The organism is Duganella sp. HH101 (assembly GCF_001758795.1).
GTDB lineage: Bacteria > Pseudomonadota > Gammaproteobacteria > Burkholderiales > Burkholderiaceae_D > Rugamonas > Rugamonas rivuli.
Window position 1 is genome coordinate 381694 of the sequence record NZ_LRON01000001.1, and the last position, 16373, is coordinate 398066.

The following is a 16373-nucleotide window of genomic DNA, read 5'->3' on the forward strand; positions in this document are numbered from 1 at the left end:
TTCAACTTGTTAAGTCATGTTTTCGTTTCCATTCTCCAACAGGCGACATACGCCCAGCGTCCGCGCCAGCATTGCGTCGCTGGTGATCGGGTGCGTGTTGCCGATAGCATTCGTCTCAGGGGTGCTGATTCTCGACTATTACCGATACCAGTACGTGCAATTAACGGGTAACGCGATTAGCCGCGCCCGTGCAATGATGTCGGTGGTCGATCACGACTTTTCGAGTACCCAAGCGGCGTTACAGGCGTTGGGCACGTCCCCGTTCCTTACCAGTGGCGATCTCGCCGGCTTCCGCGCGCAGGCTCTGGAGGCGCTACCGAATATGCAGGCGAGGAATATCGCACTGCTGAGCGCGGCAGGCCAGCTTGTGCTGACGACATCCCGCCCACTTGGAGAGCAACTGGCGGCGGAATCCGTTCCGGTGCGAATGAAGCGCGTCCTGGAGACGAACAGGCCCGATGTGTCGGACCTGTTTTCCGGCCGCGTTGCCGAGGGACCGATTTTTTCGATCGGCGTGCCGGTCTTGCGCGACGGGGTGACGGTATTTGCGTTGAGCGCGAGCGTCGCACCGGCCCAGCTCTCACGGTTACTGTCCGAACAGAGAATTCCCGACACATGGCGGGCGGCAGTCATCGACGGCGCCGGTAGTGTGGTGGCGCGGACGCACGACATCGAGAAATTCCTGGGCCAGCGAGTGGTGTCGGACCTGTGGCAACGGATGGGGGCCCTGAGTGAAGGTGGCTTCGAAAGTAAAACGCTCGATGGCATTCCGGTGCTGACCGTCTACAGTCGATCGCCGGTGACAAAGTGGGCGGTCGTCGTCGGCATCCCGCTGGAGGAGGTCACGGCGGGGTTACGCCAAACGGTAGGCCTTTTGATCGTCGCCAGCCTCGCGGCATTGTTCGTTGGTCTCATGCTCGCGTGGTACATCGGCGGGCGCATCGCCGCCTCCATCCGGGCATTGATTCATCCTGCGCGCGCGTTGGGGGCCGGCGATACTGTGGCAATTCCTTATCTGTATTTCAAAGAGGCGAAAGAAATGGGGCAGGCGCTACTCGACGCTGCCACGACCTTGCGTGAAGTTCAATACGAAGCACATCACGATATCCTGACCGGTTTGCCAAATCGCTCTCTGTTCCATATTTTCATCAACCGGCAACTGACGCTGTGTCGACGCAATCAGTGGGAGCTCGCCGTATTGTATCTCGACCTCGACGGTTTTAAAACAATCAACGATACACATGGCCACGCCACTGGCGACCTGCTCTTGCGCGCAGTCTCTCAAAGGATCGTGAGCACCATTCGCGAGTCCGATATCGCGGCGCGGTTTGGCGGTGATGAGTTCGCGGTTGCCTTGCTTCATTCCAGCATCGACAACGCCAAGGTGTTCGCGAACAAGCTGATCGACGCTATCGCGGCACCGTATCAGCTTGGCGAGATCGAGGCTCGGATTTCGGTGAGCGTCGGCGTGGCCGGTTTTCCGACCACCGCCACCGACATCGATACGTTGCTCAAAAAGGCTGACCGGGCGATGTATAAGGCGAAGGAGATTAGCAAGCGGCAGGCCTGTGGGGCGATAGTGTAAGCGGCAGGCGCGGGTTACCGCGTGGCTCCCTTCGTCATCGCGCAACGATTTTGGATGTCCGCAACCCGTTCATGAAGACCTCTCCACTGGGCAAGTGTGATCGCGCCTTCGTCACAGGCTGCATCCATTGCTCGCCGAAGGGCTGCGATCTGGAGACGACAGTCATACGCACTCGGGTCGAGCCTCAAGATGGCCGACTCAAGCTCAATAAAACTCAGGCTGAGAGAGTCCATGTTTTGTTAGGCGGTACGGTCCGCTCGGAAGTTGCGAATTTGGTGCGGTTCATTGTAAATGATCTTGCTGCGAAGGCGCACGTTTTGGGATCTTCTAAGCATCGCCGCAATTGACCGAGAGCCCGGGCGATTCAAACGGATCGGTCCCACAGCAGTAACCGCGCACACCACCGCGAACACCATATCTTCCATCACAGCGTGGCCACAGGCGGATAATTGCGCGCTGTGCCGCCCATCCCTCGAAGCAGTCCATCTCAAGCGTCAAGCTAGACAGCTCCGGGCGCCTGCAGTGGCCCAGCGCCGCGCCCCGCGTGTGGGCGAAGGCGGAATGTCCTAGTTAAGCACGCTCATACTCCGATGATATGATGCTCGCATGTCCTGGTCTGGCGGCGACACAACCAATTGTTTTCTCGGCCCGACGCCATCCTCGCACGCCGTTAAGCCGCACGCGTGTGAAGAGAGGGAATGCCACGGGCTCAGGTCTGTTCCGAGTGCTCCCGCCGTCGGAAACTCTCCAGTATTCGCATTGGTGGGAATACAATAGAAGCATCCTCATCATTTCGAGAGTGGAGGGTATATGAAATACTGTTTGGCCCTAGGTCTGATGGTGCTTTGTGTCTCCGCCAGAGGCCAGAACGCGCCTGTCGTGTTTTCGGTGGGAGTTGAAGATTACCCCAACTTCTTGCCGTATTCGGAATATCACAATGGCGAATATCGCGGATTGGGCAGGGCGATCATGGACGCCTTTGCCGAGCAAATGGGGTACCGGTTCGAGTATCGCGCCCTACCACTAAAACGACGCGACGCGATGTTCGTGCAAGGTAAGCTGGACTTTGCCTTCCCTGACAATCCGAACTGGGTTGCCGAATTGAAACGCAATGTTCGCGTCCGCTACGCGCCGTTGTTAGAATTCACCGACGGCGTGCTGGTCAAGCGCAAGGATATGGGTAAAGGTGTCGCGCATCTAAAGGTACTGGGCATCCCGCTTGGATTTACACCTTACCCCTATCAACAATTGATGTCGACCGGAGCGATACGGGTCGAGGAATCGGGCGGTTATGATGGACTATACGACAAGCTGATTGCTGGCCGTGTCGATGGCGCCTACATGAATGCGCAAATCGCGGATTATTATTGGACGCGCATCCGGCCGAACCAGGAAATACCCATCGTATACGACCCGGATTTACCTCATGCATCGGGCCATTGGTATTTATCCTCAATCAACCGTCCCCAGGTAGTTGAGGAGCTCAATAACTTCATAAAAAAGAACCAATCTCTGATCAATGACCTGAAGAAACAGTATGGTTTCTCGTCACCAGCGGAGTGATCGTCTCGATGTGCGCGGGCACTGGCGGAAGTCCAGTGAACCGCAGGGGATGTTCGCTGGCGGCGGCAAGTTCCCGCCCCCCCCGATTTCGTGGCATCTACAAAGTGTTCAAGGGTATGGTCCTCGCATGGTCATTCGTCGCTTGAGCTGACTATCTGTTGCGTCATCGGCTACCGCTTGGCGCGCTGGCCGCCCCCAATGCTGATACCAACGCGGTGTTAAACATCCTGTTCAGTTGCAGATAATGCCGGTTCGAGCCTATGGAATGCAGGTCGGCGCGGAAAGATGCAGATTCATTCGCAACGAAATCTGGTTTGAGTTGACCTTCAGTCACAGCTATTCCTGGCTGGGCACCGGCCGTTTATGCTACGCCGGACGGCGGTGCTAGTAGTCGGTAGCGGCTACTCGGCCGCAGGAACGCTGCTGGCGGACTTGCCTTTGTGTCATTAAGTAAAGGATGGATTGCTTGCTGGCCTCTGGCGCTGTAGACGTGGGCATTGAGCAGGTCAGCTTGGTTGTCACGCAGATGGATGATATGACGCAGCTGGCCAGTGCGACCCATCGGTTGCCTGCTGCGAAGCGTGCCCCCCTTACCCTTACGATATGGTAGTCAGGGCTGAGTGTCTTGGGATTTCCAGCAAGTGATGTATGAGATACCAGCAAGGACGGCCATCGTCAAAATTATGGCTGGCTAATAATTATGCGCCAGCCATAATTCAAAATAATTGCAATAGGCATCGAACGCCACTTTCGCGTGCGAAAGGCATTCTGTTGCGTTAAGCATGCCCGTTAGGCCAAATTGACCAGCTTGGGTTTAACGCGATATAGTCTAAAATTATTCTTGCCGTGTTTCTTTGCCTCATACATGGCCTCGTCAGCCTCGTGCAACGCCCAGGCCAAATCCGTTCCGCACATGCTGATGCCGATACTGGCGCCCAGACCGTCGCCCAACTTGCCAATTTTGTCGACCAAACGATCCGACAATTTATTGGCGACAGATTGCAATAAGTGTACTGGCGCCGCCAGACAGACGACGAATTCGTCGCCGCCCAGGCGACCGGCGACATCGGTATCGCGCAAGACGGTTTTCAGTGCTTCAGCCACCCGTACCAAAATGATGTCGCCATGCTCGTGGCCGAAGCGATCGTTGATGGATTTGAATCCATCCAGATCGATGAACAAGGTGGCGAACCCCGTTTGATTTGTCGCGCAAAACTGGCGCAGCAATTCGGCGTTTTGCATGAACAGGTCACGTTGCGGTAGCTTGGTCAAAGGGTCCAGCCGCGCCTCATCGATCTGCACCGACAACAGCGCATTCGTACTGGTCAGTTGACTGGCTACTTCCACACTGTGGACATACGACTGTTTTATGTCCCGTAGATAGACAAGCATCATCACCGATGCTGAAATCAGGGCATTGAATCGGCCGACATACCAGCCCAGCGATAATCGTGTTGCCCCCATCATCGTAATGGCTGTATCGCACAGCAGCGCCACCAGTGTGATCCCCAACCAGACGTGCAGCACATTGCGAAAGCCGCTGGCCCGCCAGAGTATGACCAGCGATGCCATCAACAGCAGTTCCAGCGCGGGAGCAATGCCCGAACTGGTGATGCGGCTAAAGTCGCCCTTCACATCCAGCACTGGCAACGACGCCCCGAAAGTGGTCACCAAAATCACCGTCGCGGCAAACGTGAAGGCCAGCACGACGGCCGTTTGCAAAACGGCGCGCAGATGATGTGCGGTGCGGTGCCCGGGCCGCCGATATTCACCCCAGGCAAAGAACAAAATACCGATGGCCGGTCCCGCGTGCCAAAAGAACCACAGCCATATCGTCGTTTGGCTGCCGCCTATCAGCGAACCCTCGCTACCAAATGCCCCGGGGAAAGAAAGGAATTGCACCAGCAAGATCCCAGCGGTGTACAGGCATCCCGCACTCAAATGCAACAGCGCGACTGAGCGCGTGGCATCGTAGTGACCATACATCAGGTAGGCGGTAATCAGGTAGATTCCGATTGCCGCGGTTTGATATGCGGGCAGGAAGGCCGGCATCTTCAGCCACTGGTTTTGCGCGTAGGGCAACAGCACAACGGTGGTCAAACAGAGGATCAGACAGATCCAGAAGGCCAGTCGTCGTTGAACTGACGTCGCGCTGCGGTTTGCGGGCGAATGCTCGGCAGGGTGTTTGCTGGCGGGCGGGAATGTAGGTGCTAGGCGACTATTATTCATATTTTTCTCCGGGTCGCAGCCCAATAAATCTCACCAATTATCACAATTTGACCGCATTTCTCACTTTACACTGAAATAGACAAAAAGCAATAAAGAAGCTTGCATATGGTACTGCTGCTGACCCCGCTGGCAGACAGGTCTCTGCTCATGACATCAGCCTGCCATCCGTAGCCTGCCTGTAGCAATCACGCACTGGAATCGATTTTTGAGAAATTTCGCCGTACCCCGACCATCCTGCCAGGTGACGGATGAGCCTAGCGATCGGCTGCGGCGCTGCTCAAGGAAAATGAATTCGCAACGGCACTCGACCTAGTTATTGAATTAGCAAATACTTGATCAAACCGTATCGTTGCCGCTCTACAACGATCTTATTCGCACTGCTCAGATGTGGTGTATAAACACATACGCACACTAGGAACCCACCATGCAACGACGATGGAATATAGCGGTCTCATCAGCAACTGACCAAGCGCTACGCGTCTTTCTTGCGGCCCGCGGCGGAGGTCGCAAGGGAGATCTTTCCAAATTTGTGGAAGAGGCGGTAACAACGCACATCAAGAACCTCTCCGGCATAGATTCGCAGTCCGCCGGGGAACGTACGGATGCTCCCGGTAAAGCAAAGCGTCATAAACGATAAGAAAACCCAAGGGACCAAGCCCAGCCGGCTCGAACCATCGGCGGACATCGCGCTCATGTGGCTCGTAATACACGAACTATTCCTGCCGGAAGAATTGCGTATCGCAGGGAATCGCGGTCGCCATCCAAAAAAAAATCGATAGGAACGTTCGCAATGGACATGTCAATGCAAGATAAATCATCCGTCATTCTGGTGATCGATGATGACCCTGCGATGGCGGATTTCCTCGCGTTTTTGCTGAACGATAAAGGCCAGATCATTTCAGCAACCAGTGGCGAGAGCGGACTAGGGCGCGCGCGCGTCAGTCGGCCGGACTTGATCCTACTGGATGTTTCCATGGAGGGCATGGATGGGTTCGAGGTATGCCGGCAACTGAAGGCCGACCCGGTGACGTCCAGTATTCCGGTACTGTTCGTCACCGCCGGCGATGACGAAGAGATCGAAGTTCAAGCCCTGGAGCTCGGCGCGGCCGATTTTATCGTTAAGCCGTTACGACCGGCCATCGTTCGCGCGCGCGTTGAAACGCAGCTTGCGCTGCGCAAGCATATCGTCGCTATGGAACAGCTGGCCAATGTCGACGGGCTCACGCAGCTTTATAACCGCCGCTACTTCGACCAGACGCTGGAAGTGGAGATGGCTCGGCACCGCCGTCAGAAACAGTTTCTCGCGCTCGCATTAATCGATGTGGATCACTTCAAGCACTACAACGACGCCCTGGGACACCAGTGCGGAGACGACTGTTTGCGAGAGATCGGCAAACTACTCTCCGCCTGTACGCGCCGGCCTGGCGAAATGGCGGCGCGGTACGGTGGCGAGGAATTTATCGTGATCATTCCGGACTGTTCCCCAGGCGCCGCAGTACATTATGGTGAACGGCTCTGCGCCAAGGTTGCACAGCTGGCACTTTCACATCCTTCCTCGCGGCACGGCGTTGTGACGGTCAGTCTGGGTGTCGTGTCAGTCATTCCAGACAGTGTCATCACCGCCAGGACGCTGCTCGAAGCGGCGGATCAAGCGCTCTACCAGGCAAAGAACCAGGGAAGGAATCGTTGCATCCTTGCCGAGATGCCTGTTCCCCCAATGTGAAACGTCGCTATTTCTTGTGGAAGAAACCGATGCAGAACACACACCGATTGACGACTCGACTCTGCACCTTCGTGGCGCTATCGATGGGCATCGTAGGCATCCTCACCTATGTTTGTCAGCCGGACCCGGTTTTGCCGTTGATCGAATTTTTCTTGCGCATGGGCCTCACCAACCCCATCATGTTCATGCTCGCCGGCACGACAATGTACCTTTCCGGCAAAGAAAATCCTTCCGGCACCGTGCTCAAAACCGGCGCCGCGCTTGCCTGGCTGTTGATCGGTCTCGCCGCGCTCTGTGGTAGCCAATACCTTTTCCACACTGATCTGGGTATTGATTTTGTCAAAGTGCCGATCGCATCCACAGCGGAGTCGCCGTTTCCTGGACGCCCCGCGCCGAACACCTGTTTGAGCTTCCTGATCGCCGGGTTTGGCCTGCTGGTCACGCAGCTGAAAAGCGAGCGCTACGCGATACAGCAACTGGGGCGCGGGATGGGGTGGACCGTCTTGATGATCGCTTTTACCGCGGTGGGGGGCTATATCCTGGATTTGGCGCCGCTCTACCAGATTTCCCGCATTAACATCATGCTGCCGACCACTGCAGGCGGCTTGATGGCCGTTGGCGCCTGGCTTGCGTTCCACCGGGACAGCACGACGCAGATCGCCGAGGAATCGGTCCGGTCCCATAGCGGCAGTATCAATGCCAGGGTTGCGGCCATCCTGGTGGTGGTCGTTACCTGCACCGCGGCAGCCGGCTTCGCTATTTTGCGTGGCGGATTGGAGCGGGCGGTGCTGGAGAACATCCGCCTGACCGCGACCACCAACGCGACATCGCTCGCCAGCACCCTGGAAGGCCGGCTATGGTTCCCCAGAACGATCGTGACGCGCCCCTCGGTCGTGACCACGTTTCGCAAGCTTCACGACCACCCAGCCGATCTAGAGGCACGAAAATTTCTCGCCGCCGTTGGCGACAGCTTCCTGACCGCCGGCCTGGGGTACGCCCGGTTCGAGAGCGTCGACGGCGAGCTGTTGGCGTCGAGCGGGAGGCCGATCGCAAGGCATCCGTCAGCCACCATTGCGCTCGCGGTGCACGGCCAGCACGCTCGTCTCCTTTGGCAAGACGGTTTTTTGCTTGCTGTCGAAAATGATGTCATCGTTGATGGCGTGGTGATGGGAAAGGTTCTGACCGAAGAACGCTTAACAGGTTTCGAAAAGTTGGTGACCGATATTCATAAAAGTGGCTCATCCTCGGACGTGCTCATTTGCGGCAGGGAGGCGGACGTCGCGGTATGCGCCCCCAGTCGGTTCTACACGGATTCCAAACGGATTCCAATGTTTGACCGCAACGGACGGCCGAACCTGCCGATCAATCACGCCTTGCTCAATGAAACCGGTACCCTGCGGGCGTACGATCTGCGGCGGGTGCCGGTGCTTGCCGCGTACGCTCCAATCGGCACTTATATGCTCGGGATGGTCGTCAAGATTGATGAGGAAGCCGTGTACGCCCCGATGCGGCAGCGGTTCGCCGAGCTTGCGGGTGCCGTCGTGCTGGTGATCGTTCTTGGAGCCATCGCGATCCGTGTCCAGGTGCAGCCAATCCTATCGCGGCTGGTCAGAGAGCAAACCCGCACCAGAATCATCCTGCAAAACTCCAATGACGCTTTTATTGCGCTCGACGAGAGCGGCCTGGTGCGGGACTGGAACGCGCAAGCTGTCAAATTGTTTGGCTGGACGGAATCGGAAGCGATGGGCCAGGACTTGTCGACACTCATTATCCCTGAACAGGCCCGCGCGGCGCACCGGGCAGGCCTGGCCAGGTTCGCGGCAACAGGAACCGGCCCCGTCATCAATAAGACGATTGAAGTTGAAGCGCTGCGTAAAGATGGGGGCACGTTGATGGTGGAGTTGTCCGTCACAGGATATCTCGACGGAAGCAGGTATGTGTCCAATGCCTTTGTTCGCGACATCAGCAATCGTAAGGCTGCGGAAAGGCGCATCGCCGAGAGCGAAAGGTTCCTGCGCACTGTGACGGATAACATCCCTGCCTTTGTGGCCTATGTCGACACTGAAGAGCGCTATCGCTTTGTGAACGCGATGTATAAAACCAAGCGCGGGCTTAATCCGGCCGAGATCATCGGGAAAACGATTCGCGAGATCGTCAGTGATGCCACCTACGCAGGGCTCAAGGAGCACATCGATATCGCGCTGTCGGGCCAGCAAGATCATTTTGAAATGCCTGTGGTACTGCCTGGGGACAGTGAGCCGATACATTTAATGTTCGATTATATTCCCGAATTGACGAAGGAAGGCGCCGTGGCCGGGTTCCATATCCTGGCGATGGATATCAGCGTCCGTAAGAATGCCGAGCTGCGTCAGGCCGAGAGCGAACGGCGGGCGGACCAGGCCAATCGGGCGAAAAGCGAATTCGTCGCCAACATGAGTCACGAGATCCGAACACCGATGAACGCGGTGCTGGGCATCACCCACCTGCTGGGCACGACGCCGCTGGCGGCGGACCAGCGCAAGTATCTGGAAATGATCCGCAAGTCCGGCATTTATTTGCTGAGCCTGATCAACGATGTGCTGGACTTCTCCAAGATCGAGGCGGGGCAGATGGAGATTGTTCCGGCCAGGTTTGTCCTGGGTGAGCTGCTCAATGCGATCGCGACGATCATGACCGTCAACGCCGGCGACAAGGACATCGAGCTGGCCATCGGGGTGGAGCCTGGTGTCCCGATGGCACTGGTCGGCGACAAGCTCCGCCTCGAACAAATCTTGACCAACATCGTTGGCAACGCCATCAAATTTACGGCGTCAGGCGAAGTATCGTTGCTGGTTGAAAAACTTTCGGAAACAGGTTCGACAATAGACATTCAGTTTGTCATCCGCGACACCGGCATCGGCATGAACGCGGAGCATCTGGGGAAAATCTTTACGGCCTTTTCGCAAGGGGACTCGTCCATGACGCGGCGCTTCGGCGGCACCGGCCTGGGCCTGGCGATCTCACGACGTCTGGCGCGCATGATGGGCGGAGACATATTGACCGAAAGCGAAGCGGGTGTGGGCAGCGTTTTCCGGGTGGCGGTTCCGCTTCAATTGGACACGTCCGGGGCCGATGAACGCGTCGATGCGGGATTTGTGAAACCGTTGCGCGTGCTAGTTATCGATGACAATGCGACCAGTCGCGATTACTTATGCAAGAGCGTTCAGCTGTGGGGGTGGCATGCCTCTTCCGCTGCATCGGGAGAGGAAGGCCTGCGGCTATATGAAGCCGTCAATGGGCACGACCCATTTGACACCGTGCTTGTCGACTTGGACATGCCAAGTTTTGACGGCATTCAAACCATGCGCGCGCTTCGCAGGGACATGCCCGGTCAACGGATTCCAATCGTGATCATGGTCAGTGCCTTCAAACGTGGTGCGCTTGAAGCGGACAATGACAACGAAGGAGCGGACGCTATTTTGCTCAAGCCAGTCACCAGTTCGAGTCTGTTCGATACACTGCATGAGGTGCTAACCCACGATGGGAGGCCCCGCCAGGCGCCGCAGGCTCAGCGCCAGGTCGAACAGGTTTGCCGGCTCGATGGCGCCAGAATCCTGCTGGTGGAGGATAACGAACTCAATCAAGTGGTGGCGAAAGGCATATTGGAAGAAGCCGGCGCTCAGATCGAAATCGCTCCCGATGGACAGGTGGCGGTGGAACGACTGCGACTGGCGCCAACCAGATTCGATCTGGTGCTGATGGACGTGCAAATGCCGGTACTCGATGGTTTTGCGGCGACCAGGCTCATACGCGATGAGCTGAAAAACCCGGTGCCCGTAATTGCCATGACGGCCGGCGTGATGGCCGGTGAGCGCGAAAGCTGCGTTGAGGCGGGCATGATCGACTTTATCGCCAAGCCAGTGGACGTGGTGCAAATGCTTTCCACCATCGCACGGCACTGGAAAATGGGCCGACCTTCGAGGCCTGCGCCGGAGCCGGGCATCAACCCCGACCAACCCGGCGTGTTCAATATTTCGGCGCTGCTGGCGATGAGTGTCAACAATCCCGCCCAGCACGCATCGCTGGTGCGGCTTGTCACCGCCGTGACAGTCAAGTCCCCAGAGGAACTGCGGCATGCCTCACAACTCTGGGAAACTCAGCAGCCTGAGGCATCAGCGCGTGTGCTCCACGGTTTGCGAGGATCGATCGGCAGCCTAGGAGCCAAACGGTTCACGGCGGCGACCTTGGCGCTGGAGCAAGCCATCAAAGGCCACAGTCCCCAGGTCCCACTGCTGTTCGAGGATGTTGAGAACGAACTTCACGCCACGTTGCAACAGGCGTCAAAGTGGCTCTCAACGGCTTCCGAGGAGTCGCCAATTAGCGCCCCTCCGGAGCGTCTCTAAACTAACATGGCGCGGTGACATCTTCAGGATCGGCGCCCAATTGACGCAAGGTGCGGTGCCCGCGCACCGTACCTCAGTGTGCGAGCTAGTCTTATTGTTGAGGTAAACTGGCGACTCAACCAGTGGAGGCAAAAATGTCAATATGGCGAATTCGATACCAAGATCGGAATGGGCGCGTGCATTCAGTCTACGAATCGTCGGAAGGTGAATTGACGTTATCCATGGCGCGCGTCGTTGTTGATGAACTATGCCATGCGGAGCTCTCAGCCACTTCCGGGACGCCTGCAAAGCATACTCCCGCAGTCGCAGGCCATGCCGCTCAGGTGCTTGATGTTACCCAAGTCAATGACCTGTAGTGCTCAGTCGTTTGCGATGCTCGCTTCCAGGCCGAATCCGGGCGCGCTGCCACGTTCATTGTTCAAATCGTGCGCGTTCGTGCACTAACTAACCGTATGGTTTGTTGGCAGGGAGGAGACTTGACGTTAGGGGAGGATCCTGCGATGAGTACAATTGGAGACAAAATCAGACTCGGCGAGGCCGAGCGCCGAATCGACGGTCCCGCAGAAGTCATTGATGAAGCTGTTGTGCTGGCGAAGGTCGACGGCGTGGGCCCCGCTATCAACCACATGACGCGTGGCGGCGTCAATCGCGGCACCGCGTTACGGGTGCTTTGCGGTCCAGAATACCATCGTCTTCCCGACGCACGCACAGTGGCGAAATTTCTACGGGGTCTGGCGAATCGGATTCCATCGAGAAATCGATAGCATGGCCCGGGTCCGGTCGTTCGACTCGCCTGCTTCGTAGTCGCGCCTAGTGACAATCGAGACTGGCAACAGGAATTAGGGCCGTTCGGGCGAAGCGGATGTTTTCAGCCGCGCCAGCGCTGCCTGGTCAAAATATCGCCCTTTTAACACCACACCGGCTATGCGGGACAGGTTGCCCACATCCTCCAGAGGATTGGCGTCGAGCAATACGAGATCCGCTACCTTGCCTTCCTCCACCGTGCCCATGCTTGTTTCACGATGCAGGAACTTGGCGCCGTTGAGCGTCGTCATCTGCAAAATCTGCAACGCAGAGACGCCGGCCATGGACAGTTCGCGGAATTCCTGGTGCAGCGCCACGCCGGGGATCACCCAGATCCCGCCTAGGTCGGACCCCGCCAGCATCTTCACGCCTTCTCGCGCCATCATGCCCACCACCCGCTGTTGCACGGCGTAATAGTGCTGGAAGGTAGCGGCCGCCGATTCCGGCACGGTCGCCTCATACTGGAGCGCCAGCTTTTCCCACAGTGCGCGCGTTTGCGCATCCACGTAGCGCAACGCCTCATCGTTCCGGTATTGCGGCGCGGTGCTGTAGGCGGCAGTGCGCAAGCGTATCAGGGTCGGAACCTGCCAAGTGTGGCGCAGGACGAACCGTCGCGCCAGAGCCTCGCACTTGGCATCGCTGTAACCTTCCATCGCGCGCTGGTAGAACGGCGCGTCCGCGGCGCGGAACAACATGGGGCTGGTGATGGCCAGCGGCATGGAAGCCGGCGGTGGCGGACGCGCGCCTTCGCCACGTAGCAAAGCCGCGCGGACAGCGGCCTCGTCTGTTGAACAGTCAAGCACCACGCCCAGGCCCGATCCAAGGTGCTCGATCGCGTGCCATCCATTGTCGGCAGCTTCACCAGCCGGCAGTGCCAGCGGCATGTGGCCAGACACCGTCAACCCCTGGGCCGTCGCCTCCGCGAGGACGGCCAGCGTACCGTCATGACTGCCGCCGGCGATTTTGATGAAATCGGCGCCCATCGCTTTTTGCTGGCGTACGCGCTGCACCGCTTGCTCCGATGTCAGCGGCGCGGCCAGTATATCGCCGGGCATCGCTAAGATCTCGGGTGCGTCGAGCCGGCCTGCTGCGCTGGCGGCGTTGATGGCGCGGGCAGCCTCGATCAGTTGCGCCGAACCGGCCATTTCGCGCACGCCAGTGACGCCGTAGGCGACCAGCACGGGCCATGGGGCCACCGGGTTGTTTGCCGACAATATTGCGTGGGTGTGCATATCCAGATAGCCGGGAACCACGAACTTGCCGCTGCCGTCGACCAGACGGGCGGTGCTCGTCACCCGCACCGGTCCGGTGATGATGCGATCAATCTTGCCCCGATCCAGAATCAGCGTCTGGCCACGGTGCAACGCGCCGTCGCGGGTGTCGACGACCGTCACATCGCGGATCACAGTACCGCTGCTGACAGCGGTGACTGCTCCGCCCACACCGTTACTGGCGCAGGAGGACAGGAGGCCGGCGGCCAGCAGGGCCGAGGCGCACTGCGACACGATCCTCATGCGGGCCGCCCGTTCACGAACTCTTCCAGCGCCGCGTTGAACGGCTCGCCGGTGGACTGCGGCAAGTGGCCGCCGCCCGGAATCACGATCCGTTCGCCGCCCAGCCGTTGTGCCAGCCGATCGGTAATGCCTTCGTATGCCGGATTATGGCCCCCGGACACATGCAGGAACGGGATGCCGGCATTGCGCAGTGCCTCCTCGGGCACGCGCGCCTCGGCCGGAAAGCGAAACCTCGGCAGATGCTGTGCGAATGCCTGCAAAGGCGGTGGCAGCACTGGCGGCAGCGCGCGGCTTGGCTCGATGATGCGGAACAGCGCACGCAGGAACTCCTGATTGTCGGCCGGCGGATGGGCGGCAAGGCCCAGGGTCGCGTAGTGCAGCGAGGTCACCGCCGCATCATCCTTGGCGATATCGCTGGTGCCGGACTCGATCACGGTGAACGAAGCCACCTTGACCACCACCTGCGCCACCGCGAGCATGGCCACTGCGGCGCCGTACGAGTGGGCGACCACGTGATCGCCCGGTTGTATCAATTGTGCGATGAGCGCGGCGTCGTATTCGAAGTCTTCCCGGCCAGACGGATTGCGTGGGCTGTCGCCGTAGCCAGGCCGCCAGGGCATCACCAGTTGCCAATTGTTCGCCAGCGGAGCCTGAGCGCGCCACGCCGCCGATCCGCCGGCGCCACCGCCGTGTACGAACACGATGCGCCGGCCAGAGCCCAACTCATCGACCAGCATGCCGCCGGGGCCTGTGTATTGTGTCGCTTCCATGTTGTTTCCTTTTAACGTTTCAAGATACCGCACGTAATCACCAGTTCGCCCACACGCTCGAAGTAGGCGGATCGCTTTTCAACATTTTTGGTCACGGAGTTGGGCCATTTGAAATCGTTCCAGCCGCTGCCTGCGGTCTTGAGCATCTCCAGGCGCTCGTGGATAAACATCTTGCCATCGACGTCCTTCACGTTCGACAGGTTCACGCCCACCATGCGCGGCAACACCGGGTTGGCCAGTACCTTGCCCTGGAGATCGTGGATCACCACGTACAAATCGCGGTCAACAAAAGGCCCTTTGGGATTGTTGGCCTCGGCGATGGTTTTGTCCTTGCCGCTGGCGTTGAGCATCGCGACCGCCTTGTGCACCATCGCCACAGCCTCCTCGGACGTACCGAGATCGGCGGCGCGCAGCGGAGCGGCAGCCAGGCAGAACAACAACACGATGGCGTGTATAAAAGTACGCATGACCTATTTTCCTTCTTTGTAAAGATGTCCCGTGACCAGCATCGCGCAGCCCGCGATGACAGCTGGAATGGCGAACAAAATAAACGCGGTCTGCTTGCTGGCCACCGCGGCCAGCAACATGCCACCGGTGACGGAACCGATAATGGAGCCAACCCGTCCCACCGCCAGCGCCCAGCTAACACCGGTGGCGCGCGCCACCGTCGTGTAGAAGCCCGACACCAGCACATTGGCCCCTGTCTGGGCGCCAGACAATCCCAGCCCGGTGCAGAAAACCGCCATATACAACCAGCCTGGGTGCGCCATCGCTGCGCCGATCATCCCGATGGATAGCGCGGCCACGACATACGACGCGGTCAGCACGAAAAACGGATTGAAGCGATCCATCAACCGCGCATTGATCAAAGAACCGATGGTTCCACCAAGCGGCATCATGGCGCCGATGGTGGCCGCCTCGGTCACCGCGATGCCGCTGTCGGTGATGACGGTCGGTAGCCAGCTACTGACCTGGTAGTACACCCACAGTGTGCAGAAGAAGGTCAGCCAGAGCAGCAGCGTGCCGGCACGGTAGTGGTCGCTGAAGAGCGTGGCGACGATGCTGGCCTTGCTCGCGGTAGCGCCTCGTTCGTCCGGCAACAACGCTTCAAGCCGCACACCGTCCCGGCCCGTCAGGCGGCGCATCACGACGCGCGCCTCGGCTTCATATTTCGGCTTGCCGGCCATGAAGCGCAGCGACTCAGGCAACAGGAACCAGATCATTGGCGCTAGCACCAGCGGCACAATGCCGCCGAAGAAGAACACGCCCTGCCAGCCGAAGCGTGGAATCAGCAGTGCCGCGATGCCGCCGCCAAAAGCAAGTCCCAGGGTAAAGCCGCAGAACATCAACGTGACCAGCAACGCGCGGTTGCGCTCCGGGGCGAATTCCGACGACAGCGTCAGCGCCGCCGGCATGGCGCCGCCGAGCCCCAAGCCGGTCAGAAAGCGTAGTATCACTAGTGTCGAGACCGAGTCCGCATAGCCGCAGGCGATGCTGCCCAGTGCGAACAGCAACATCGACACCACGATTACGCGGCGGCGGCCAATGCGGTCGGCCAGCGGCCCGAACACAAAGCTGCCGATGGTTAGACCGAACAGGCCGGCGCCAAAGATAGGCCCGATCTGCGGCCCGGTCAGCGCCCATTCCCGTTTAAGCAGCGGCGCGACATAGCCGGCGGCGGCGACATCGAAGCCGTCTGTCGCCACCACCAGGAAGCACAGCACCAGCGTCAGGATCTGCAGGCTTGTAATCCTCGCGCCGTTCGTCGCCGCGCCGGGTGTCATCGTTTGAGCAACCATCCAT

At 58.8% G+C, this 16373-nt stretch carries 10 protein-coding genes; 5 read left to right on the forward strand and 5 right to left on the reverse strand.

Annotation, left to right across the window (positions count from 1 at the left end; all coding sequences use genetic code 11):
• Window positions 1-16: 16 nt before the first annotated feature.
• On the forward strand, window positions 17-1585 hold the full coding sequence (locus DUGA2_RS01410; protein WP_070266784.1) for a sensor domain-containing diguanylate cyclase: 1569 nt from the start codon (window positions 17-19) through the stop codon (window positions 1583-1585).
• Window positions 1586-2395: 810 nt separating this feature from the next.
• Window positions 2396-3148, forward strand: a complete 753-nt coding sequence (locus DUGA2_RS01420) for an ABC transporter substrate-binding protein (RefSeq protein WP_083296162.1) — start codon at window positions 2396-2398, stop codon at window positions 3146-3148.
• A gap of 789 nt (window positions 3149-3937) precedes the next feature.
• Here the strand turns inward: DUGA2_RS01420 and DUGA2_RS01425 are convergent.
• Window positions 3938-5377: a sensor domain-containing diguanylate cyclase gene (locus DUGA2_RS01425; RefSeq protein ID WP_083296163.1), complete on the reverse strand. Its 1440-nt coding sequence runs from the start codon at window positions 5375-5377 to the stop codon at window positions 3938-3940.
• 424 nt (window positions 5378-5801) lie between these two features.
• Here DUGA2_RS01425 and DUGA2_RS32375 point away from each other — a divergent pair, with 424 nt between their 5' ends.
• The 3 genes from DUGA2_RS32375 (at window position 5802) to DUGA2_RS01440 (ending at window position 11482) form a co-directional block, all read left to right on the forward strand.
• Window positions 5802-6014 (forward strand): ribbon-helix-helix domain-containing protein, encoded by a 213-nt coding sequence (locus DUGA2_RS32375; RefSeq protein ID WP_083296164.1) that lies wholly within the window; start codon window positions 5802-5804, stop codon window positions 6012-6014.
• 165 nt (window positions 6015-6179) lie between these two features.
• Window positions 6180-7100 carry a diguanylate cyclase domain-containing protein gene (locus tag DUGA2_RS01435; RefSeq protein WP_168167402.1) on the forward strand — a complete coding sequence of 307 codons (921 nt, stop codon included), beginning with the start codon at window positions 6180-6182 and terminating at the stop codon, window positions 7098-7100.
• Window positions 7101-7183: 83 nt separating this feature from the next.
• Window positions 7184-11482, forward strand: a complete 4299-nt coding sequence (locus tag DUGA2_RS01440; protein WP_141753159.1) for a response regulator — start codon at window positions 7184-7186, stop codon at window positions 11480-11482.
• An 839-nt stretch (window positions 11483-12321) separates the two neighbouring features.
• Here DUGA2_RS01440 and DUGA2_RS01445 read toward each other — a convergent pair.
• From DUGA2_RS01445 to DUGA2_RS01460, 4 genes are read right to left on the reverse strand one after another with little or no spacing between them, the layout of a single operon-like run.
• On the reverse strand, window positions 12322-13800 hold the full coding sequence (locus tag DUGA2_RS01445) for an amidohydrolase family protein (protein WP_070266794.1): 1479 nt from the start codon (window positions 13798-13800) through the stop codon (window positions 12322-12324).
• Entirely contained in the window at window positions 13797-14570 is a 774-nt protein-coding gene (locus DUGA2_RS01450) for an alpha/beta fold hydrolase (protein ID WP_070266796.1), read from the reverse strand. The genes DUGA2_RS01445 and DUGA2_RS01450 overlap by 4 nt, the downstream gene beginning before the upstream one ends.
• Before the next feature lie 11 nt (window positions 14571-14581).
• The gene (locus tag DUGA2_RS01455) at window positions 14582-15037 is read right to left on the reverse strand and encodes a cache domain-containing protein (RefSeq protein ID WP_070266798.1); all 456 of its coding nucleotides are present in this window, start codon (window positions 15035-15037) and stop codon (window positions 14582-14584) included.
• Window positions 15038-15040: 3 nt separating this feature from the next.
• Window positions 15041-16369, reverse strand: a complete 1329-nt coding sequence (locus DUGA2_RS01460; RefSeq protein WP_083296166.1) for an aromatic acid/H+ symport family MFS transporter — start codon at window positions 16367-16369, stop codon at window positions 15041-15043.
• Window positions 16370-16373 lie beyond the last annotated feature (4 nt).

Excerpts from the sequence above, each read along its gene's own strand:
- DUGA2_RS01410 (WP_070266784.1), top strand. The coding sequence starts at position 17 with ATGTTTTCGTTTCCATTCTCCAACAGGCGACATACGCCCAGCGTCCGC.
- DUGA2_RS01420 (WP_083296162.1), top strand. The coding sequence starts at position 2,396 with ATGAAATACTGTTTGGCCCTAGGTCTGATGGTGCTTTGTGTCTCCGCC.
- DUGA2_RS01425 (WP_083296163.1), bottom strand. The coding sequence starts at position 5,377 with ATGAATAATAGTCGCCTAGCACCTACATTCCCGCCCGCCAGCAAACAC.
- DUGA2_RS32375 (WP_083296164.1), top strand. The coding sequence starts at position 5,802 with ATGCAACGACGATGGAATATAGCGGTCTCATCAGCAACTGACCAAGCG.
- DUGA2_RS01435 (WP_168167402.1), top strand. The coding sequence starts at position 6,180 with ATGCAAGATAAATCATCCGTCATTCTGGTGATCGATGATGACCCTGCG.
- DUGA2_RS01440 (WP_141753159.1), top strand. The coding sequence starts at position 7,184 with ATGGGCATCGTAGGCATCCTCACCTATGTTTGTCAGCCGGACCCGGTT.
- DUGA2_RS01445 (WP_070266794.1), bottom strand. The coding sequence starts at position 13,800 with ATGAGGATCGTGTCGCAGTGCGCCTCGGCCCTGCTGGCCGCCGGCCTC.
- DUGA2_RS01450 (WP_070266796.1), bottom strand. The coding sequence starts at position 14,570 with ATGGAAGCGACACAATACACAGGCCCCGGCGGCATGCTGGTCGATGAG.
- DUGA2_RS01455 (WP_070266798.1), bottom strand. The coding sequence starts at position 15,037 with ATGCGTACTTTTATACACGCCATCGTGTTGTTGTTCTGCCTGGCTGCC.
- DUGA2_RS01460 (WP_083296166.1), bottom strand. The coding sequence starts at position 16,369 with ATGGTTGCTCAAACGATGACACCCGGCGCGGCGACGAACGGCGCGAGG.